General features: G+C 67.5%; 16 protein-coding genes and 2 pseudogenes. 1 reads left to right on the forward strand and 17 read right to left on the reverse strand.

What is annotated here, in order from left to right; genetic code table 11:
* Positions 1-29 precede the first annotated feature (29 nt).
* From ACZ6SA_RS44040 to ACZ6SA_RS44055, 4 genes and pseudogenes are all read right to left on the reverse strand, one after another.
* Positions 30-212: a helix-turn-helix domain-containing protein gene (locus ACZ6SA_RS44040; protein WP_347649989.1), complete on the reverse strand. Its 183-nt coding sequence runs from the start codon at positions 210-212 to the stop codon at positions 30-32.
* Positions 213-491: 279 nt separating this feature from the next.
* Positions 492-1,439 (reverse strand): NADP-dependent oxidoreductase, encoded by a 948-nt coding sequence (locus tag ACZ6SA_RS44045; protein ID WP_347649988.1) that lies wholly within the window; start codon positions 1,437-1,439, stop codon positions 492-494.
* Positions 1,440-1,768: 329 nt separating this feature from the next.
* A complete protein-coding gene (locus ACZ6SA_RS44050; protein WP_465835076.1) occupies positions 1,769-3,157 on the reverse strand; it encodes an aspartate aminotransferase family protein in 1,389 nt (462 codons plus the stop codon).
* 228 nt (positions 3,158-3,385) lie between these two features.
* Positions 3,386-3,652 (reverse strand): annotated as a pseudogene (locus ACZ6SA_RS44055) (ATP-binding protein); the annotation flags it as partial.
* A gap of 342 nt (positions 3,653-3,994) precedes the next feature.
* On the opposite strand from ACZ6SA_RS44055, the gene ACZ6SA_RS44060 reads away from it, so the two are divergent.
* A complete protein-coding gene (locus ACZ6SA_RS44060; protein WP_465835064.1) occupies positions 3,995-4,708 on the forward strand; it encodes a sensor histidine kinase in 714 nt (237 codons plus the stop codon).
* Between the two features lie 24 nt (positions 4,709-4,732).
* On the opposite strand, the gene ACZ6SA_RS44065 is transcribed toward ACZ6SA_RS44060, so the two are convergent.
* The 13 genes and pseudogenes from ACZ6SA_RS44065 to ACZ6SA_RS44125 form a co-directional block, all read right to left on the reverse strand.
* Complete coding sequence (locus tag ACZ6SA_RS44065; protein ID WP_465835066.1) at positions 4,733-8,026, reverse strand: AfsR/SARP family transcriptional regulator; 3,294 nt, start codon at positions 8,024-8,026, stop codon at positions 4,733-4,735.
* A 195-nt stretch (positions 8,027-8,221) separates the two neighbouring features.
* Positions 8,222-8,845, reverse strand: coding sequence for a PadR family transcriptional regulator (locus ACZ6SA_RS44070; RefSeq protein WP_347649986.1), 624 nt, complete (start codon positions 8,843-8,845; stop codon positions 8,222-8,224).
* A gap of 131 nt (positions 8,846-8,976) precedes the next feature.
* The gene (locus tag ACZ6SA_RS44075; RefSeq protein ID WP_347649985.1) at positions 8,977-10,248 is read right to left on the reverse strand and encodes an MFS transporter; all 1,272 of its coding nucleotides are present in this window, start codon (positions 10,246-10,248) and stop codon (positions 8,977-8,979) included.
* A gap of 436 nt (positions 10,249-10,684) precedes the next feature.
* Positions 10,685-12,037 (reverse strand): dihydroorotase, encoded by a 1,353-nt coding sequence (locus ACZ6SA_RS44080; RefSeq protein ID WP_347649984.1) that lies wholly within the window; start codon positions 12,035-12,037, stop codon positions 10,685-10,687.
* Positions 12,037-13,131 (reverse strand): mandelate racemase/muconate lactonizing enzyme family protein, encoded by a 1,095-nt coding sequence (locus ACZ6SA_RS44085; protein WP_347649983.1) that lies wholly within the window; start codon positions 13,129-13,131, stop codon positions 12,037-12,039. The genes ACZ6SA_RS44080 and ACZ6SA_RS44085 overlap by 1 nt, the downstream gene beginning before the upstream one ends.
* A 31-nt stretch (positions 13,132-13,162) precedes the next feature.
* Positions 13,163-13,846 (reverse strand): SRPBCC family protein, encoded by a 684-nt coding sequence (locus ACZ6SA_RS44090; RefSeq protein WP_347649982.1) that lies wholly within the window; start codon positions 13,844-13,846, stop codon positions 13,163-13,165.
* A 6-nt stretch (positions 13,847-13,852) separates the two neighbouring features.
* Positions 13,853-14,782 (reverse strand): MBL fold metallo-hydrolase, encoded by a 930-nt coding sequence (locus tag ACZ6SA_RS44095; RefSeq protein ID WP_347649981.1) that lies wholly within the window; start codon positions 14,780-14,782, stop codon positions 13,853-13,855.
* Positions 14,783-14,829: 47 nt separating this feature from the next.
* Positions 14,830-17,058, reverse strand: a complete 2,229-nt coding sequence (locus ACZ6SA_RS44100) for a xanthine dehydrogenase family protein molybdopterin-binding subunit (RefSeq protein ID WP_465835070.1) — start codon at positions 17,056-17,058, stop codon at positions 14,830-14,832.
* The gene (locus ACZ6SA_RS44105) at positions 17,055-17,918 is read right to left on the reverse strand and encodes an FAD binding domain-containing protein (protein WP_347649979.1); all 864 of its coding nucleotides are present in this window, start codon (positions 17,916-17,918) and stop codon (positions 17,055-17,057) included. Before ACZ6SA_RS44105 ends, ACZ6SA_RS44100 begins: the two co-directional genes overlap by 4 nt.
* Entirely contained in the window at positions 17,918-18,439 is a 522-nt protein-coding gene (locus tag ACZ6SA_RS44110) for a (2Fe-2S)-binding protein (protein ID WP_347649978.1), read from the reverse strand. The genes ACZ6SA_RS44105 and ACZ6SA_RS44110 overlap by 1 nt, the downstream gene beginning before the upstream one ends.
* Positions 18,440-18,450: 11 nt before the next feature.
* Positions 18,451-19,449 (reverse strand): asparaginase, encoded by a 999-nt coding sequence (locus tag ACZ6SA_RS44115; RefSeq protein ID WP_347649977.1) that lies wholly within the window; start codon positions 19,447-19,449, stop codon positions 18,451-18,453.
* Between the two features lie 182 nt (positions 19,450-19,631).
* Positions 19,632-20,255, reverse strand: a complete 624-nt coding sequence (locus ACZ6SA_RS44120; protein WP_443156980.1) for a PadR family transcriptional regulator — start codon at positions 20,253-20,255, stop codon at positions 19,632-19,634.
* 92 nt (positions 20,256-20,347) lie between these two features.
* Positions 20,348-20,651, reverse strand: a pseudogene (locus tag ACZ6SA_RS44125) (transposase); the annotation flags it as partial.
* Between the last annotated feature and the right edge of the window lie 564 nt (positions 20,652-21,215).

The raw sequence follows: 21,215 nt of genomic DNA on the forward strand, positions 1-21,215 counted from the left end.
CATGACTGGTCAAACGACAGATTTGCGGCCTATGGTGGAAACGAGCGTGGTCCGAGTGCCAGTCTGGCCAGTTCACCGCGGGAGGCGACCCGAAGATCCGGAACGGCCTTGTGAAGGTGGTATCCGACGGTTCTCGGGCGGGTGAACAGCCGCGCGGCGATCTCCCTGTTGCTCATGCCGTTCGCCGCCAACCGGACGATCTGCTCTCCCATTCGGCCACGTCGACGAAACACAACTCCACGTCGTCAACCATCGCCCGGTACATGAGGCGTGGATGATCCCCCGGCTGCCAAGACATCAGCCTGGCGCGAGGTTTCCATTGCTCCAGGAAGCGCTCCGCTTCCTCAGGCGGAACCGTGAACAGTCGACCAGGCGACCTGTTCGATCATCGTGTCGGGAAATGGGTCGTTCACGACATTCTTCCTCGTTCTCGTTTCCGCACGGGATGGCCGCCGTGCCCGCCACCTGAATCCGCCAAATGACCAGGCCGCTCACTCGGACTCGGACACGGTCAACACGACCTTGCCCGACGTGCGCCCTTTCGCGACCAACTCGTGCGCGGCCGCGGCCTCGGCGAGCGGGAACTCCTCGGAAATGTGCACGACGAGGCGCCCCTGCCGGTACAGATCCGCCAGGCGCTCCAGACCGAAGGGGTCGGGCTCGACCAGGAAGCTTGTGGCACGCACGGCGAGTTCATCGGCCCTTTCGTGCATCTTCGGGGTCCACGCCCCCTGCGCGTTCACCATGATCCCACCGGGGCGCAGGCACTCCAGCGCTCGCAGGGCGTGCTCGCCACCGAACATCTGCAAGACCACGTCCACTTCTCGTACGGCCGCGGCCACGTCAGTGGCGGTGTAGTCGATGGCTTCGTCGGCGCCGAGCCCCAGCACGAATTCGTGCTTGGGCGCGCTGGCCGTGGCGATGACGTGGGCACCGCGGGCCTTGGCCACCTGGACCGCCAGATGGCCGACGCCACCCGCGGCCGCCGACACGAGCACTCGTTGCCCCTGGCCTACTCGCGCGACGTCGACAAGGCACTGCCACGCCGTCAATCCAGCCAGCGGCAACGCGGCCGCCTCGGCGAACGACATGCCCTCGGGCATCAGGGCCAGGTGCCGCGAGGGCGCCGTCAGATATTCGGCGTAGGCGCCTGCCTGGCGCGGGAACCACGGCATCCCGAACACGCGGTCGCCGGGGCTGAACCTGGTGACGCCATATCCCACCTCGGTCACGATCCCGGCCACGTCCCAGCCGTTGATGAACGGAAGGCTCAGCACCTTGTTGTAGGCGACCCCCATCCTCGTGTAGAAGTCCACCGGGTTCACACCCGCCGCCACGACCTTTACCAGCACCTCTGTGGGTGTGGGCTGTGGAATGGAAACCGCTGCGAGTTCGAGGGTCTCCGGGCCGCCCCACTGCCGTTGCGTGATCGCTCTCATCTCTACCTCCTGGTCGGCGATCCGACGCTAGGGAAGCCGTCCACACTCGCACATCTGTAAGACGACCAGGCTTGTCGCATCGCCATGCCCAGACGGATTCGGCGGACGAACCGGCGCGCTTCATCGCGGTCTCGGGCTCCTCAGCTCAGCCGCCACAGTAGCCCTCATACTCACGTGGACATGCTCTCGGGCAAGCATGAACTCAAATGGAGGAGCACACTGATGGTGAGATGGACTTGCTCGTCGAGGGCCGTGCATCGCCGGCGGTCAGCGCGGGCTGGTCGGCTGCGCGCTTCTGGGAGACGCCCGGCACGCTGTCCGGCTGAGGTTCAACCGGTCAGCGTGGTCAGGGCGTCGTCCAGGATCTCGGCGGCCGCGTCGATCTCGTCGTCGGTCACCGTCAGCGGAGGGGCGATGCGCAGGCAGGCGGTGGATTTGGCGGCCCGCCCCTTAGTGATGTTGAGCGACAGGCCGCAGTTCCGGCAGGCGTCAGTCAGGGCGTCACCCATCTCGACCGCCGGCTTCTTGGTCTCCCGATCCTCGACGAGCTCCATGCCCCACAGGAGACCGAGTCCGCGTACCTCGCCGATGATCTCGTGGCGCGCGTGCAGGTCTCGCAGATGGCCGCCCAGCCGCTCGCCTTGCCTCGCGGCGCGCGCAGCCAGGTCGTCCTCGATGACCAGGTCGAGCACGGCGAGGGCGGCAGCCGCCGGGAGCGGATCGGACTGGTGCGAGGTGTAGTACATCAGTCCCCGGTCGTAGGCGGCCTGCTCGATGGCGGCCGTAGTGGTGACCGCTCCGATCGGGAGACCGCCGCCGAGCGTCTTTGACAGTGTCACGATGTCAGGCACGACGCCGAAGAGCTCTGTGCCGAACATTGCGCCGAGACGGCCGAACCCGGTCTGCGCCTCGTCCAGAATGAACAACATGTCGCGCTCGCGGGCCAGCTCGTGCAACCGGTTCAGGTAACCCGGCGGCGGCACCAGGACTCCCCCCGACGACAGGACGGGCTCTGCGATCACGGCGGCGCGTGACCCGGTGGTCTGCTGGTCGAACAGCTCGAATCCGACCTCCATGCAGGTTGCGTCACATGTTCCCGCGCAGTGCCGGATCGGGCACCGATACGCGTATGGAGCCGGGATCGTGAAGACCCCCGGAACGGTCGGACCATGGCCACGCCGACCCGCGGAGAAGGTCAACGACTGGCTGCCAGCCGTCATTCCGTGCCAGCTCCTCGTCAGCGCGACCACCTCGAAGCCGCCACTGACCAGCTTGGCGATCCGCACGGCAGCCTCGTTCGCCTCTCCCCCGGTGCTGACGAACATCGAGCGGTCCAGGCCCGGCGGCAGCAGGGCGGCAAGCCGCTCCGCGAGGTCCAGCACGGGAGGCGACAGGAACCGGGAGTTCAGATGGATCGCGGTCTCGAGCGAGCGCCGGATCGCCTCGGCGATGCGCGGATGATTGTGCCCGATGGTGGCGCAGATCTGCCCCGAGGTGAAGTCGAGCAGACGCCGGCCGTCCACCGTCTCCAACCATGAGCCAGAGGCGCGGGCGATCACGTCTGGCGAGAACTCTCCTGAATAGCGGATCAGATGCGACATGTGACGATCGTGCCCTGGCGTGAATCCCCTGGTCCAGCGGATGTTTTCGAGCAGTATGCGGGGAAAAACCCGAAGCATTGCGGCTGTGTAGGCCATCCAGTGAGGCACGCTTGCCATCGCGCCCCATCCGCGACGGCGGATGCGCTCCGGTTCGTCGACGCCATGCGCCCATCGGCCGATCTGGCCATAGCCGGCCAGCCCGTGCGGGAGGTCGTAGAACGAAGGGCCCGGATCATCAGGCCACAGCCCGGTCTCCGCCTGCCCATCCCGTGCAGGAGCAGTGGATCTCGCACCACACACCCGTGCCCGCTCGCGGCGGTCGACGCCCCGACCACGCGCGAGGCTGTCGACGAGGAACAGACCACGCCCCCTGGTGGGATCCGGATGGGCGCGGCGCAGCCGGGGCTCATCCGGGCCGCCGGCGTCGTGCACTTCGACGCGTACTGCGTCGTCGAGGTGGGTCACCTGCACGATGAACCGGCCCCGGCACCGGCTCCCGGAGTGCTCGATCGCGTTGGCGGCCAGCTCCGAAACCATGAGAACGACGTCATCGGCGCATGGGTGACCGGCCACCGCCTGGCGCGCGAAGCGCCGTACGCACGCGAGTTCCTCTGGACGGGCGTGAAAAGCGTACGTGGCGTTCGTAGTGAGGGTCCCATCGGGATCGCCTCCTTACGCAAGTCTGATCGATGTTTCCTTACATCGCCCATGCTGGTACTCCGGCTTGTCGGTTTGCTGTCGATGCCTGTCAGCCGAGCTGTGGCGACAGTGAGCCGACAGCGGAGTGACGGACCCGTCCGGCAGATTGAGAAATGCCGAGAGGTGGGGGATCACGAGATGGACAGACACCACGCACAGGAGGCCGCGACCACTGCGACAGCAGTCGGCATCGCCTCGCGACCGCTGAGCTCGGCTCATGCCCCAGGCTCCGTGACGTATTCGACGACGGACCGAATGGGCGATACTGAGCCGCGCGGGGGATGCGACCATGGCTGCGCGTTCGAGCGGACCAGGCAGTTCGCGACGGACGCCTCGCATGAGATGCGCACCCCGTTGGCTGGGCTCAGGGCACAGTTGGAGGAGGCCCAGCTCCACATGGATCAGACCAACCTGCCCGAATTGCTTGACCATGCGCTGCGGGACGTCGGCAGACTCGAAGCGATCATCACTGATCTGCTTCTGCTGACCAGGGTGGGGATGAACGTGCCCTCAGAGCGGGAGGCAGTGGACGTGGCCGAGCTGGCACGGAGCGAGGTATCCCGGCGTCCAGGCGACATCGACCTGCGGCTGGGGCACCAGGTGATGGTCATCGCCGTCCGTACCCATGTCAATCGCGTGTTGACGAACCTGCTCGACAACGCTCAGCGGCACGCCAAGCGTACGGTCCAGGTCCAAGTACGCAGAGACGGCGGCATGGTTGTAGTGGCCGTCGCGGACGATGGACCGAGCGTCCCGCCAGCCGATCGCGAACGTATCTTCGAGCCGTTTGTCCGGCTGGACCCCGCGCGTAGCCGCGACCGCGGCGGAACTGGACTCGGCCTGGCAATCGCCCGCAACATCGCCCTCGCACACGGTGGAACACTCGGAGTCGAAAATTCGGCCCTCGGCGGCGCATGCTTCGTATTCCGGATACCCGCGCAGGCGGCCCGGCCAGCCAGAGGTCGCTGAGGACATGTGGCTGCGGTCAGAGCACTAGGTCGTGCCCGATAGGTCACGGCGCCTGCGCCGACCAGCCGCAGCAAGGCCGTCGGAGAGCCGACCGCCGTCGAAGGCGGAAAGCACCACGTCGAGGTCCAGGCACGCCCCTCGCCGGAACTCGGCGGCGAAGGCACCCTCCCCCAACACCGCCAGCGCCCGTGCGGTGCTCCGGTCGACGTCGGCGCGTTCTGCGGGGGGCAGCGGCACTCCGGCCGAGCGTCTCGCCGCATCAGCTGTTCCCAAGAGCCGGGCGGTCTCGTCACAACGGCCGAGCAGGGTATGGGCGCCGGCCAGGCCCTCCAGAGCGAGGGCGATAGCTCGGAGGTTATCGGTTGCACGAGCGGCCACGAGACCCTGGAGGTGGCGGGACAAGGCCGTCTCACCGTCACCGCGTTGCTCGGCGATGAAACCGAGTTCGGCCAGGAGCAGCGCGCGACCTTGCACCGAGGCTGCGTTCTGCTGCCGTTGAAGCAGGCGATGCAATCGCTCTTCGGCGAGCTCCAGTTGGCCTTCCCTCCGCTCGATGAGGGCCAGGCCGACCTCGTAGTGGTACTCCCCGCGCTCGTAGCGGTGCTCGATGGCCACGCTTCTGGCTCGTTCGTGCCGGTCGCGCGATTGCACGAAGTCACGCCTCAATAGAGCGATACGGCCGAGATGCATGATCCGATCAGAGACGTCGGACCACAACTCCAGATTCTCTGCTATGCGCCGCCCCTCACTGTGCAGCCGCGTGGCGCGCTCGTAGTCGCCCAGAGCCTCGGCGTGGTAAGCGAGCGGGCCAACGATCTGCAGCTGCCCCCAGCGGTCGCCGAGCTCGCTGAACAGCTGAGAGCTCTGCTCGCCATACTCTTCGATCGCTCTGAGATCGCCGTGCACCATGGCATGGTGTGTCGCGGTGCTCAGCGCAGCTGCTGTTCCCCAGCGATCGTCGATCTGGCTGAAGGTCGCCAGAGCCCGCCTCACGAGGTCTGCGCTTGTGGGCAGGTCACTGATGCCGGTGTACAAGGCGTGGCCAAGGAACCACTGGGCACGGGCTTTCTCTCGCGGGTTCTCGATCTCCTCGAACGCCTGCTCGGCCGCCCGGACACGCGCCTCGTGGCCGACGTTCCCCTCGGTCAGGAGCTCGATGCACTCCCGCCAGACTCTGACGGTGGCTCGCAGATGGGTCGGCGCTTCACCGTCCGCAGTCAGCGCTCGATCCAGCCAGTCACGGGCATGGTTGAGCCGTCCACGCAGGAACCAGTACCACACCAATGCGCTGACCAGTTCGAGTGATCCGGCGGCGTCTCCCTGGCGCACCATGCCGTCAAGCGCACTATGCAAGTTGGCGGTTTCGCGGTCCAGGCAGCCCAGCCATTCGCGCTGTTCGTGGCCGCGTAGGTGCGGCTCAGCGCTCTGAGCTAGCGAAAGGTAGTAGCGGTGGAAGCGTCGCCGTACGTCACCGAACTCACCTGCTTCGCGCAGGCGCTGAAGGCAGTAGCCTTCGACCGTTTCCAGGAGCCGATATCGGGGACCGTTCGGCGTATCGGCCATCATGATCAGTGAGCGATCGATGAGGCGAGCCAGTATCTCCACGACGTTCCCGTGGTCTATCCCAGCACCGGAGCAGGTTCTTTCGGCGGCGGTGAGAGTGCAGCCACCGGCGTGAATGGCCAGTCGGCGCAGCACGACCCGTTCGGGCTCGGTGAGCAGGTCCCAGCTCCAGTCGATCAGCGCTCGCAGAGTCTGCTGGCGTTCCGGCGCGTCTCGGCGGCCTGTGGCAAGCAGCCGGAACCGGTCGTCGAGACGGCTGACGAGTTCCCGCACACCGATTGCCGGCGTGCGGGTCGCAGCCAGTTCCAGGGCGAGCGGGATGCCGTCCAGTCGTCGGCACAGTTGGGCGACATGCGGTGAGTTGCCTGCGTCGAGGGTGAAGCTGGGCATCGCGGCGGTGACGCGTTCGATGAACAGTTGTACGGCGGAATTCTGCGCCAAGACGGCTGGGCACTGGTCGGTGGACGGGTCGGGTAGCGTCAGTGGCGGCACGGGCCAGACCGTCTCACCCGTCAACGCGAGCGGTTCGCGGCTGGTAGCTAGGAACCGCAGCTCGGAGCCCGCTCTGATCAGCTGCTCGACCAGCCTTGCCACCGGGTCCACGATGTGCTCGCAGTTGTCCAAGATCAGCAACAGCCGCTTGGTGCGCAACGCACCGGCAAGTAGATCACACGACGAAACAGGGCCCCGATCCGACAGCATGTCGTCACGGACACCGGTGATCGCCGCAACCCTATGGGCCACCATGGTTACTTCTGGTGACGTGGCGTCCCGGAAATGCCCCGCCAGCTCGACAAGCCACACCCCGTCGGGATAGCGCCCGATCGATCGACCGGCAATCTCGAGAGCCAACCGGGTCTTACCCACCCCGCCGGGACCGGTCAGTGTCACCAGCCGCCTGTTTCCCATAAGCGAGCGGACCTCGTCGACCGCCCTTTCTCTGCCCACCAAGCCGGTCAGCGAAGCTGGCAGGTTGGTCCATGGCCGAGCCGGCGAGTCCGTCTGAGATGGCGGGCTCAGAGCCGGATCCTGCTCCAGGATCGCCTGATGCAGTGCGACCAGCTCCGGGGAGGGATCCAAACCCAGCTCTTCGGCCAGGTGTTCGCGGAGCTGGGCATAGCCCGCCAGTGCGTCACTCTGCCGCCCCGCGCGGTAAAGGGCGCGCATCTGCAGGGCACGCAACCGTTCCCGGACTGGATGACGCTCCACCAGATCGCTCAGCTCGGCGGCCAGCAGCGTGTGCTCGCCCAGCTCCAGCCGAGCCTCGGCCTGCTCCTCCAATGCAGCCAGACGCTGTTCCTCCAACCGGTGAGCCGCCCGGCGGGCGAAGTCCTCGTCGGCGAAATCGGCGAACGCGGGCCCTCGCCACAGGTCCAGCGCCTCGGCCAACATGGCGACCCTGGCGCGAGGATCCTTGATGCCCTGCGCCTCAGAGGTCAGCTCGATGAACGTGTCGGCGTCCGAGGTACCCTTCAGCAGGTATCCAGGCGGCTCAGATACCACCAGCTCGCCCCCACCCGCCTCGGCCTGCTCCAAGGCGTGCCGGAGCCGGGAAACCTTCAACTGCAGAGCGCTGGTGGGGTTGGCCGGCAGCTCGTCTCCCCATAGATCGTCGATCAGCTGGTCGATCGACAACAACCGCTTCTGATGAGCGAGCAGATCGGCCAGCAAAGCGCGCACCTTGGTCTCCGGCACCGGCACCGGCTCGCCACCAGCCGTCCACACCTGCACCTGGCCCAGCACTCCAAAGCGCATAGTCCCAGCTTATAGCCCCTATCGGCAGCGAACAGTGTGGGCATGGCGACGGGCGCACAGTCGCTCATGCCCGCGCGTGCACGTCTCGACAGACAGCGCTCAACCGGGGAGGGGTCGTGCGCGCCGCTCCCGCTTCAACGCGTTCGGACGCAAGCCAACCGCCCTGGAGGAGGCGCGCTTCGGGCTTTCGTCTGCTCAGATGCTGGCGATGTCCTGCTCACCCCAGAGCGGAACGCCCTTTCTCTCGAGCTCGTCCAGCAGTGCCAATCCTTCCTCTCCCCAGGCGATTTCCATGCGGGCCTTCGCCGCCTCTCCCCGGAACGCGAACCGGCGGAACGCGACGATGCCCTCGTGCTCGGCATCGGGACGCTGCGCCAGCCGCTGCCGGAGGAGGGAGACCCGCCGGGACTCGATGTCCTCGATCATCTGCTCCCATTCGCCCAGCGCTCGCTCATAGTGCTTGATGTGCTCCCGCAACTGGCGCCTGGCGGAATCGTATGATGCCATCTCGAAGTGCGCGGCACGCAATCGATAGGGGTCGCGCTCTCCCTGGTAGGGAGCCAGAGTGGTCAGCCAGTTCCGCAGTTCCTGGAAGCCGGCCTCGGTGATCGAGTAGATGCGCTTCTCGGCCCGCTCGCCACGGGGCACCACCTGCACCTCCACAAGGCCGTCGCGCTCCATCCTGCGTAGCTCCGGATAGATCTGACTGTGTGGGGCATTCCAGACGAAAGCGACGCTGCCGTCGAAGTATTTGATCAAGTTGTAGCCCGTCATCGGCTCCGCGGTAAGGGTGGCCAGCAGAGCATGCCGAAGTGACATGAGTGGTCCTTGTCAGTATCTGGATACTTACCGGTGAACCTACCTGACGCCGCGCCGTTCTCAGGGCATGGAGCGACCGCACAGGCGCCGGAACAGGCCGCGCTGATCCTGGTGCTCTTGCCGCGTCCGTCTCATCGCCGGTGTGCTCCGCGGCGCCGCCGGTCGGGCCGACTGCGGCTGGACCCCACCGGCCTGGATCCGGGTGCGACGCACCGGGAGGCACGACTTACGGCGAATCCGGCGGTGATCGCGGCGACCAGTGCGGCGGCGCCGCAGACGGCTGACGTTCGTGCCGGGTCAACATCCAAGGCGAACAGGGCCCCCGCGAGGAGAAATCCGATCCCCTGCCCTCCAGTGAGTCCGGCGATCGCCACGCCCACGGCCCTGCCGCGATATTCCAGGTCGACCCGCCGTGCGAACATCGCGAGCAGCGGCGCGGAGAACGAACATCCCACTCCAGAGACGAAGAGCGACACCAGCACGACCAGGAGCGGCGGGCTCAGAATCAAGGGCACCATCGCGCCCCCCGCCAGTACCGCGAACGGGACTATGAGACGGTCCAGGACCAGCGATGGCACGAGACGCGTGAGGAACGCCGTACCTAGGGCGAAACCTAGAGCGGTCGCCGAGAGAAGCAGTCCCGCCGCAGGTGCTTCCGCACCGAGGTGCGTGGCGTAGGGGTGGGCGATCGCCTCTGGTGCGTGCGCGAACATGGAGACCGACCACACCAGCAGCAGGCAGGCGCGCAACCACGGATCGGCGAAGACGTAGCGCATGCCCTCGCGCGCGTCACCGAGCACTGAGCGGGCGCTATCACGCGGGAGCGCCCGCGGGCGCGAACGTACTCCGATGGCGGTGAGCGCTGCGGAGATGGCGAACGTCGCGGCGTTGATGACGAGTGCCCTCTCGTGCCCGGTTGCGGCGACGAGCATCCCCCCGGCTCCGTAGGCCGCCACCTGGCAGAGCTGATAGGTGATCCTGTTCAGGCCGTTTCCGGCGATGGACGCGGCTCCGTCGAGGATTTCCGGGATGAGGGCGGCGCGGGCAGCGACGAACGGCGGGGTGAACAGGCTGCCGGTATAGAGCAGCACGATCAGCAGCCACATCGGTGCCCCGGGGACCAGCAATGCCATGACCAGGAAGGCGCGCGCCATGTCGCACACGATGAGGACGCGCCTGCGTGGCAAGCGGTCGGCGAGGGCGCCGAACAGCGGACCTGCGACGAGCGCGGGAAGGAACGCGGATGCCTGCGCGACGCCGGTGAGCAGCCCCGAGCCGGTGCGGTCGAAGACCAGCACGGCGACGGCTAGGGAAGCGAACTTGTCGCCGATGTAGGACAGGCTCAGCCCGGCATAGAGATAACGAAATTCGCGAATCGCGAACAGGCTCCGATACGAGACCACGTGCTCCTCAATGGGGAAGACCGGCCGTGCGGGGCCGGCGATGGCGTGAAGGAACCGTCCGGCTCCACGGCCAGGGCCGTGCACCCGTGCACCGGGCTCCAGCGGCTGTGCTCGGAGGCTCCGGTGCTGTCGTGTTCCTCAGCGTCCGTGACGAGGCAGGCCATTCGGCCCGCGGGATGCGGGACGCCTCAGGAAGGGACACCGTCGGCGCGATCGTGGCGTCGGGTACCAGAAGCGCGTGCCCGGAATGTCGATGTCCTGCTCGGGCCGGGACGCCTCGCACGAGGCAATCCGCACCGACCTGGGCCGCGGCGGGGCGGCGAACGCCAGGCTGGAACTCCCTCTTGACCGGTCACGGGGCGGTGAGAGTGGAGAGGCACCGGCTGGGCGTGCCCCTTCAGCGCACGCCCAGCCGCATCACCGTCCCCAAGCGTCGTCAGCCGGCCGTGCCGCCGGGAGCGACGAGCCGACCGGTCCGCTGGTCGGCCGGCTCGCCGTGCTCGCTGATCAGATCGCCGCGCAAATACGTGGCGACAACCCGTCCGGTCATCTCCATGCCGTCGTATGGCGTCCAGCCTGCTTTGGAGAACACGTTCTCGTTCTGCAGTTTCCAACGCGCCGTGGGGTCGACGAGCACAATGTCGGCGTCGGCCCCCGAAGAGAGGCGCCCCTTGCGCGGCCAGAGGCCATAGATGCGCGCGGGAACCTCGCTGTACAGCCTGGCGACGTCCTCGTAGGCGAGCATCCCGCGCGCCGCGGCGCTCAGCATCAGCGCCATCGTGCTGTCCAGCCCGGGCAGGCCGAAGTGCACGTCCCAGATGTTGCCCGAGGTCTTCTGCTCGGCGGTGGACGGCGCGTGGTCGGAGGAGACGTGGGTGAGGCCGCCGTCGCGCAACAACGCCCACAACACGGCCTCATCCGCGTCGTGCCTGGCCCGAGCGGGCGGCGTGAACTTGCGGAACGCTCCACGCACGTGCACCTCGTCCTCACGCAGCAGCAGGTACTGCGGGCAGGTCTCGGCGTGCAGGCGCGCACCGCGGGCGCGTTCCGCCGCGAGATAGCCGGCCACCTCGGGATGGCTGACGTGTGCCACCACGGCTCGCGCGCCCGTACGCCTGACCAGCAGCGCGGTGACTGCAGCCGCCAGCACCTCGGCGTCCCGGTTGCGCCATTCGGGGATGACGCCGGGGTCGTCACGCCCCGCCACGCGCAGCAAGGCTTCGGCGGCGGAGGTCAGCGACTCGTCCTCACAGTGGATGAGGCTGACGGCGCCTGCCTCTGCCGAGGCAAGCAGATGCGCTTGCAGGGCGGCCGCGTCGTGGCCGGGGATCCCGTGCGTCGTGCACGTGAACACCTTGAAGAAGGCGGCCCCGGCCTGCCGGAGCGCGGCGACGGCGCCGGTCTCGCCCGGCCAGGCGTGCGCTGCCAGCCCGAAGTCGACGTTGGACCGTCCTTGGAGGTAGGTGTTTTTCGCCTGAAGGTCATCCACCGTGCGTACGGGTGTGCCGTGCGAGTGTTCGATGATCGTGGTGACACCGGACACTGCAGCGGCCCTGGTCCCGCTGGGAAAATCCTCCCGGTCGGTGCTGCCGGGGTCCATGAGGTGCACGTGCGTGTCGACCCCCCCGGGCAACAGGAGCAACCCGGTGGCGTCGATCCTGCGGACTGCCGACAGATGTGCCCCATCCAGCGTCAGGACGCGTCCATCGCACACGGCGACGTGGGCCGGGCGGCGGCCTTGCGAGCTCACCACCATGCCGCCGGTGATGAGCAGATCGACGTCGGCCATCAGACTCGATACCTTTCCACGGCTTCCTTCGACAGCACGATGCCGAAGCCGGGCGTGTCCGTGAGTTCGACACGGCCGTCGATCACCTGGAGAGGTTCCTCCATGATGGGCTGCCACCAGGGCTGGTACTCCTGCCAGACGACGTTCGGCAGCCCCGCCGCGAAGTGCAGGCAGTGCTCCATGAACAGATGCGGAGTCACCGGCACCTCGAAGCCCTCGCACAGGTGGGCAACTTTGACCAGCTCGGTCATGCCGCCCATGCGCATGAGGTCGGGCATGACGTAGTCGGCGCCCCGCTGCCCGGCGAGGGTCAGCAGCTCTCCCTTGAGATAGTTGGACTCACCCGTGCACAACGGCATGTCCAATGCCTGGCGGGCCTCGGCATACGCCTCGACCTGCGTGTACGGCATAGGTTCCTCGAGCCAGAAAAGATCGTAGATTGCGAACCGTGCCGCCATGCGCAGGGTCTGTTTAAGGTCCCAGGCCTGGTTGGCGTCGACCATCAATTTCACGTCGGGGCCTATGGCTTCGCGAACGAGGGCGACGCGGGCCACATCCTCGTTCTCATCGGCCAGCCCCGCGCGCATCTTGACCGCGTGGAAGCCACGGTCGACCAGATCGCGGGCCTCCTTGGCGAGCTCGTCGCGCGATCGGTCCAGCCACAGCCCCTGGCTGGCGTAGACCTCGACGCTGTCGCGGAAGCCCCCGAGCAGCCGGTGTACGGGCTGCCCGGTCGCTTGGCCCTTGAGATCCCAGCAGGCGGTGTCGATGGCGGACATGGCCAGCGCAGCCAGGCCGTGCCGGCCGACGAAGCCTACCGCCTTGGACATGCGAGCCCAGAGCTGCTCCGTCGCCAGCGCGTCGGCGCCGACCACGAGGTCGGCCAGATCGTCGATCAGCCCGAGCAGTGCCGCGACCTTTCCTCGCCCGAAGGCGAAACTCCAGGCCACGCCGGTGTGGCCGTCGCTGGTGCGCACCCGCACCAGCGCAGTGTCGATGGCTGGAATGGGAAAGGCCGCTGTGACCAGAGGCCGCTCGAGGGGGATCGACAGGAAGTCCGTGAGGACTTCGGTGATACGGGTGCCGGTAGGCATGATGCTCCTGTGTGAATGATGTCGGTATCGATCAGCGGCGGCCCAGCAGGCGGCCGAGAATCCTGGTGAACCCCTCCCACATGCGGTGCAAGGCCGACCGACCCGCCAGGCTGAGTACGTTGATCTCTGCGGGCGGGCGGGTCGCGGGCCGCGCGGACGCGGCGTGACGCGGCGCAGCTGCGGCGGGCCCCGAGGCATTTCCCGACGTGAGGTCGGATGTTGACCCTGCCGGGGCGCCCTGCGTGGGCGGTGTGGCCGCTCCAGTGGCGCGCTCGGCGGCCAGCTTTCCCGCGAGGCTCTCAGCGAACTGATTGATGAGCCTGTTGCTGACCTCGGTCATGACCCCACGCCCCATCTGTGCGGGGCGTCCGGTGATGTCCAGCTCGGTGAGCAGGTCCACCCGCGTGTGCCCGCCGTCATCGGCCAGCCGCATGGTGACGTTGGCGCCGGCCGTGCCGTTACCTCGGGCGTCGCGTCCCTTGGCGACCAGCACTGCCACGTGTGACGCCTCGTCCCGCTGGGTGATCTCGGCCTGCCCTTTGTAAGTGAGGCTCACGGGCCCCACCTTGACCTTGACCCGTCCGGCGAAGACATCACCTTCGCTTGAGTCGAGCACCGCTCCCGGCATGCATTCGGCTACCTGGCTGAGGTCGAGCAGCGTGCTCCACGCCTGGTCGACGGTCAGCGGAACGGTGAAGCTGTTCTCGATGTGCATACTGGTTCACCTGCCGGTCGCCTGAAGGTACCTGTAGGTCAACAGGACGTTCAGTCGATGCAGGGAGTCCATCAGCGCGGGGAAGCGATCGGCGCCGGGGACGTCCGGCGGAAGGGTCATCGGGTTCTTGAGCTCGATCGCGTCCATCATCGCGTCAAGCTCCATGCCCTCGGCTCGGTAGCGGTCGACGCTGGCGGCAATGTTCTCAAGATAGGCCAGCATCCAGCTGACGGACGGTTCAGCGTCGCTGAGCGGGCCATGGCCGGGGACGAAACGATCGAGCTCCAATGTGGCCTTCATAGCGCGAATCGAACGGGTGTAGCCGATGGGATCTCCGGCGAGCAGCATCGGCGGCATCCCCGCGTGCCGCAGGAAGTTCCCGGCCCACACCACCCGCGCGTCAGGAACGTGGACCAGCGTGTCGCCCGAGCCGTTGCCGGTGCCGAAGTGCCACAGGTGCACGACCCGCCCGCCAAGGTCGATCTCGCAGAACCGGTCGAAGACGATGTCCGGCTCCCGCCAGGTGACGACCTCCTCCATGCCGGGGTCGCCGTACATGCTCTCGCCGCGCAGTTCCTTCTCCTGCTCCAGGTCGGTCATCGACGCCTTGTTGAGCCGTGAGGAGATGATGGCGACGTCATCGGGAAAGGCGACGTTGCCGAAGGTGTGATCACCGTGGAAGGTCGTGTTTGCGAGATACCGGACCGGCTTGTCGGTGATCTTCTTGACGACCTCTTGGAGGTACTTTCCGACGCCGGGCGTAATGCCCGCGTCCACGACAAGAGCGGCCTTGCTTCCGATGATCAAACCGTTGTTGTCCTTGGGCAGCCGGTTGGCCATCAGGCCGTAAACGCCCTTGGCCAACTCTGTCGGGATCAACTCGAGCCCGACGGGGCTCAAGTTGGGCGCGAAGAACCCCTTCTGACGCTCGGTCATCTCGGGAACAACGGGCGCTGGCCAGCAGTACACAGCAATCTCCTCAGTCAGTTGTGACGAAGCAGTTCTCGGATACGGTCGGGTGTGAGAGGGAGGCGCCACACCCGGGCGCCTTTGGAGCCGAGCGCGTCGGCGACGGCGTTGGCGATCGCGGCGGGGGTGCCGACCATTCCCGACTCCCCTCCGCCCTTGACACCGAGGGGGTTGGTCGTAGTCGGGCGCTCCTCCACGATGACCTCGATGTCGGGCAGTTCCTCGACGGTGGGCATGCGGTAGTCGGACATGATGGTGGACTGAGGTTGGCCGTACTCGTCGTACAGCAGTTCCTCCAGCAGCGCCGCACCGATGCCTTGTGAGGCGGCGCCTGCCAGTTGTCGGTGCAGTAGCTCCGGGTTGACGGCACGTCCGACGTCGTGGAGGACCACGTGACGCAGCACCCGCACCTGACCCGTCCCCGGGTCGATGGTGACGAGCGACAGGGCGGCGCCGAAGGAGAAACTGGGATGAGGCTTGTCGAAGCGGCCCCGGCCCTCCCCCAGTTCGGCGAGCGGGACTTGGCGGCCGGAGCGCGACCTGGCCTGCCCCTGGATGAAGTCGACCTCTTCGACGGGCACGTCGAGCCTGGCGGCGGCCTTGGCGCGAAGGTCCTCTGCGGCCAGCGCGACGGCGTTCCCCGCCAGGGTCGTCGAACGGCTGGCGAACGCACCGAAGCCGTCGGCCAGTTCCTGGGTGTCGTGGTGATCGATGGATACGGCGTCTATCGAGGTGCCCAGCTTCTCGGCGGCGATCTGGGCGAGCACGGTCTCCACGCCCTGACCGAGCGAGGCGACACCGACATGGGCGACGAACCGCCCGTCCGGGCTAGGCACGATCCTGGCTTCCTCGAAGGGTCCGATGGCGCCGATCTCGGTGTAGGCGGCGAACCCGATGCCGGCGTGTTCGCCGCTCGCTCGCAGCTCCTCACGCTGCTTTCGCAAGCCGTCGTAACCCACGTGGTCGAGGAGGTGTTCGAAGCCTGCCGGGAAGTCTCCGCTCTCGTAGGTGATGGACGTGGGCTCGAAGTTGTGCGGCAGGTCGCCGGGGCCGATCAGGTTGCGCCGTCGCAGCTCGGCGGGGTCGAGCTGGAGCTCGTGGGCGAGCCTGTCGAGCAAGCGCTCGCGGACGAACGTGGCCTCCGTCATACCTGGACCGCGATAGGTGCCGACGGGTGTGCGATTGGTAAGGACACCGTTGGCCTCGACGGAGAAGGCCTCCCACCGGTAAGGGCCCGGCAGGTGGAGGGCGGGTAGCAGCGCCGGCAGGATGCCCTGTGAACGTACGTAGGCGCCCTGGTCACACCAGGCGCGGTCACGGAAGGCCAGCAGCCGCCCGTCGGCCGTGGCCGCGATCTCCAGGTCGTGCTCCTGCTCGCGGGCGTGGTTGGTGGCGACGAAGTGCTCGGCGCGGTCCTCGATCCACTTGATGGGGCGGCCGAGCCGTAGCGCCAGGAACGCCACGAGGAAGTCCTCCGGGTACGGCTCGCCGCGCACGCCGAACCCGCCACCGACGTGGTTCTCCACGAGGCGGATGCGTTCGGGCCCGATGCCCAGCATGTCGCTGAGCGCCCGGCGGGTGAAGTGCTTCACCTTGGCCGCGCCCCACAGAGTGAGCACGCCGGTCCCGGGATCGACCTCGGCGAGCAGGCCGCGTGTCTCCATCGGAACGGCGGTGTGCCGGTGCATCCTCAGCCGGTCCCTGATCACGACGTCAGCGCGGGCGAAGGCCGCCGCCACGTCGCCGTGGCTCAACGGGACAGTGGTGACGATGTTGGTCCCGGCTGAGGCGTGGAGGATCGGCGTTCCCTCCGAAGCGGCGGACAGGACGTCGCCCACGACGTCGAGTTCGTCGAGGTCGACGTCGACCAGCTCGGCGGCGTCCTCGGCGAGGTAGGGATCGCTCGCCACGACGACCGCGATCGGCTCACCCACATAGCGCACCACGTCGCGGGCCAGCGGCGGCTGCAGGAACAGGTGCGTGTACTGCGTCTCGGCCATGGGGAGCCGGATCGGGATTCGGGTGTCCGGCACGTCGGCCGCCGTGATCACCGCCACGACGCCAGGCTGGTCGAGGGCCTCGGTCACGTCCACACCAAGGATGCGGGCGTGCGCGACGGGGCTACGGACGATTCTCGCGTAGAGCTGGCCTTCTCGGTCGATGTCGGCGACGTAGCAGGCGGAACCGATCAAGAAGGCCACGTCGTCCCTCTCGACGCTGACGCCTATATAGGTGGATGTCATCGTTCCTCCCTCAGCCGCGTCAGCGCTCGTTCGACGAGCACGGCGACGAGTTCCTTGCGATAAGCGGGACTGGCGTGCGCGTCGCCCGACGGGTCACAGCTCGCGGCGGCGATCCTGGCGGCCTCCATCGCCACGCCGCCGGTAAGGGCCTTGCCTTCGAGTGCCACTTCGGCTTCGCGCGCACGCACGGGGACCGCGGCGACTCCGCCAAGCGCGATGCGTGCATGCCGCACCCGGCCATCACCGTCGGTGGCCAGAACGACGGCGGCGGAGGCGAAGGCGAAATCCCCGGCCCGCGGGCTGAACTCTTCGAAGACGCTGCGCGTCTGCGGGTCCGGAGCCGGGAACCGGGCTTCTACCAGCAACTCGCCCTGTTCGAGTACCGTCATGAGCGGGCCGGCGAAGAGCTCGGAGACCGGGATCTCCCGCTCCCCCGACAGCGAGCGCGCGACGAGGGTGGCCCGCAGCGCGGTGCTGACCACGGGCAACTCGGACGACGGGTCGGCATGCGCGAGGCTTCCGCCGAACGTCCCGCGCAGCCGGATCGGATAGTGGCCGATGAGGCCGGCCGCCTCACGTAGTGCGCGCCAAGGGCCGTCCAGTTCGGGGCAACGTTCGAGGGTGGCGTGGCGGACAAGGGCGCCGACCCGAAGACCGCCGTCCTCAATGCGTACGCCGCCGAGGCCGGGCAGCCGGTTGATGTCCACGAGATGGCTCGGCCGCGACATGCGCAGGGCCAGCAGCGGCATCAGACTCTGACCTCCGGCGATGAACTTGGCGTCCTCGCCGGCCTCTTCCGCCAGGCTCAGCGCCTCGTCCAATGACGACGCCCTGTGGTAAGCGAAAGGCGGTGGTTTCATCAGCGCTCACCGCCCAGTTCCCGCTGCGCGGCCAGGACGGCCCGCAGGATGGGCACGCCACCGGTGCAGCGGCACAGGTTGGCTGACAGGACCTCGCGGATCCTCTCTGGGCCGGCGTCCGGCTCTTCGCGTAGCAGCCCGGCGGCGAGCATGAGGAATCCTGAGGTGCAGAACCCGCACTGCAACGCGCCGTACTCGTGAAAGGCCCGCTGCAACGCGTGCAGCTCCGCACCCTGCGCGAGCCCCTCGACGGTCTCGACCCGGCCGCCCTCGGCCTGCACAGCCAGCATCAGGCAGGATCTGACGGGCTGGTCGTCGAGCAAGACGGTGCAGGCGCCGCAGGAGCCCTGCTCACAGCCGAGCCGGGTGCCCTTGAGGTTGTTGTCGCGCAGTGCGTCGGCAAGCGTGCAGCGGGGCGGTGCCTTGACCGGCAGTTCCCGGTCGTTGACGACGAGCCGGATCCACACGCTCTCTTCGGCTTCGAGCCAGCCGCCGCTCGGGCGGTGGTCAACGTCTGACATGTCTGCTTCCCTCATCCCGACAGGACGTCGTAGGCTTCGGCGATGCGCGCGGCGGGCCAGCCCGCGCTCAGCGCGAGCGACAGCAGGACACGCGCCTGAGGCGGGGTGAGCGCTCCTGCCGGAATGACACCGTTGGCCAGCAGGTCTCGTTCCGAGCCCGGAAAGCCGTAGGTGCCCGAGAATGTCTCCCCGGCTCCTGCGCGTGAGGCGAGGACAACCGGCACCTCTCGCGCGACGGCGGTCAAGTCGTCGACCATCCGCGCCGGCACGTGTCCCACGCCGAACCCGCTCACGACCACGCCCTCGTAGCCGAGATCGGGCAGCAAGCGCACCAGCCGCCCGTCGTCGCCGAGCGTCGCGGTCACCGCCGCGACCGCGGCGGGCTCTCGTGCGTCCGATAGGTCCACGTGAACCCGCCGGGTGGGCCGCAGCGGGATCCGGACCCGCTCTTCAGCCGTCCAGCCCAGCACTCCCGCACTGGCCGACGTGAAGGCGGACGGTCGACTGGTGTGCGCCTTGCGGACAAACCTCGCCGCGTGGATCTCGTCGTTCATCGTCACGAGCACGCCCAGGCCCCGGGCCTTGTCGCTGGCCGCGATGAGGACCGCGTTGCGCAGGTTCGCGGGGCCGTCCGCGCCCGGCTGAGCGGGATCACGCATGGCCCCGGTCACGACGACCGGATGGTCGACATCAAGGAGCAGGTCGAGCGCCATGGCGCTCTCCTCGATGGTGTCGGTGCCCTGAGTCACGACGACGCCATCGACGCCGTCCTTGATCGCATCCGCGATCCTGCGACTGAGCCTGACGAGATCGGCGAGGCCCAGATGGGCGCCGGGCACCCGGGCGAAGCTCTCGGCCTCGATGTGGCCCAGCGTCGGCAGTCCAGGTACTGCGGCGACGAGTGCGTCCGCGTCCAGTACGGGGACGACGCCGCCGCGGGCGCCTGTGGCCGCCATGGCGATGGTGCCACCCAGTGCCAGCACCCGAATGCGCCGATCACTCCCGGTCATACGTTCCTCCCAGAGCTACTTAGATCTCATCTTACGTATACTGATACATAAATGGGAAGACCCTTCTGGCGGGAATCGCTCCACATCGATTGCCTACCCGCACAGAGCTGGTCGTACCGACTGGTCAGAGCGGGTGAGGTCCTGGCCCACCGGACCCGCCGCGCACCCTTGGGAGGCCGCCTTCAGCGCCCGGTGGGCGGGCGCTCCTCCGCGAGCTGTATGTGCTTGCGCTCCAGCTCGTCCAGCAACGCGAGCCCTTCTTCGGCCCAGGCGATCTCCATGCGCGCCCTGGCCGCCTTCCCGCGGAAGGCGAACTGCCTGAAGGCCACGATCGCCTCGTGTTCCGCCGCCGGTCGCGCCATCAGCCGCCCTCGCAGCAGGGACACCCGGCGGAACTCGATATCCTCGATCATCTGCTCCCATTCGCGCAGCGCCTGAGAGTAATGCTTGAGGTGCTCGCGGAGCTGGCGACGCGCGGCCGCATAGGTAGCCATCTCGAAGTGCGCCGCCCGCAACCTGTGAGGATCCCGCTCCCCTTGGTACAACGTCAGCATGGCGATCCAGCCCTGCAACTCTTCGGCGCCGGCACCACTGATGGAATAGACGCGTTTCTCGGCCCTGTCGCCGCGTGGAACTACCTGAGCCCGCACCAGCCCTTCCCGCTCCATCCGCCTCAGCTCGGGATAGATCTGGCTAGGCGGGGCGCTCCACACGAAGGCGTTGCTGCCGTCAAAGTATTTCACCAGGTCGTAGCCGGTCATCGACTCCACGGTGAGGATGGACAGCAGGGCGTGCCGGAGCGACATGAGAAGCCTCCGTAGATCTGTGGATGATGTGTGCAGGGGTTCTCTACCACCTAAGAGTTGGCTGAACTCGATACCGCGGCGGGCGATGGGACGACGCCCCGCCCGCGCGGGAAGGTCCGCAGATGGGGGTGGTCGTAGCCCTTGTCGCCGTGACGTTCGCCCGGTCGACGGCGTCGCGGGCCACATCGGGAGCGAACGAGCGGGATCGATCGCACCAGCGGTTCCAGCGCCAGGCTGTCGTGGACGTTGGCGGCGCTGATCGCGACGGCCAGGGGCAGACCGGTCCGCTCGGCGATGAGGTGGATCTTCGACCCCTTCTTGCCGCGATCGACAGGATCCGGACCCGTCAAACCCTCCTTTCATCGCCCGCACGCTGACGGAGTCGATCGCGCACCAGGCGCACCCGGTGGTGGCCACGTACACGCTTGCCGCCGGGATCACCCGATCGTCGACCCGCCGACGCCCGCCACCTTGCGGGCGCGCCGGCGGGACCACCCGCTGGAACAACTCCCACAACTCATCTGGCACAAGCCGTCGAAGGAACCCATCCTTGAACGAACTAACGATCAATCCCCGAATGAATCACAGTCCAAGGGGCGCGCAGACCTCCGTCGCCGTCGCCGCACCCAGCGACCAGGGTGCGCCGCGAAAGGTACTCACCACGGTCGCCAACCCGAACCTGCACCCAAACCCAAGCATCGTTTGCGCTGTGGCAGCACGTCGCGCACGAACAACCTTTCAGTCGACCTTGAAAGCCTCCTGGCCGAGTGGCCGGCCGAAGCGTTAATGTATAACTTTACGTAAATTTATACACCCATGGCCGTCAAGGCGAGACCGGAGCCGGTCGGATGGGCCGAAGGAGCGTTTGACGTGGCGACCGTCCCCAGTGTGTCGTACTCCATCACCGTGCGCCTCGAGGTGCCCGCAGGCGGCAAGGCCGTGAGCCTGCTCACGCACGCC

Source organism: Nonomuraea sp. NPDC049378 (assembly GCF_055586745.1).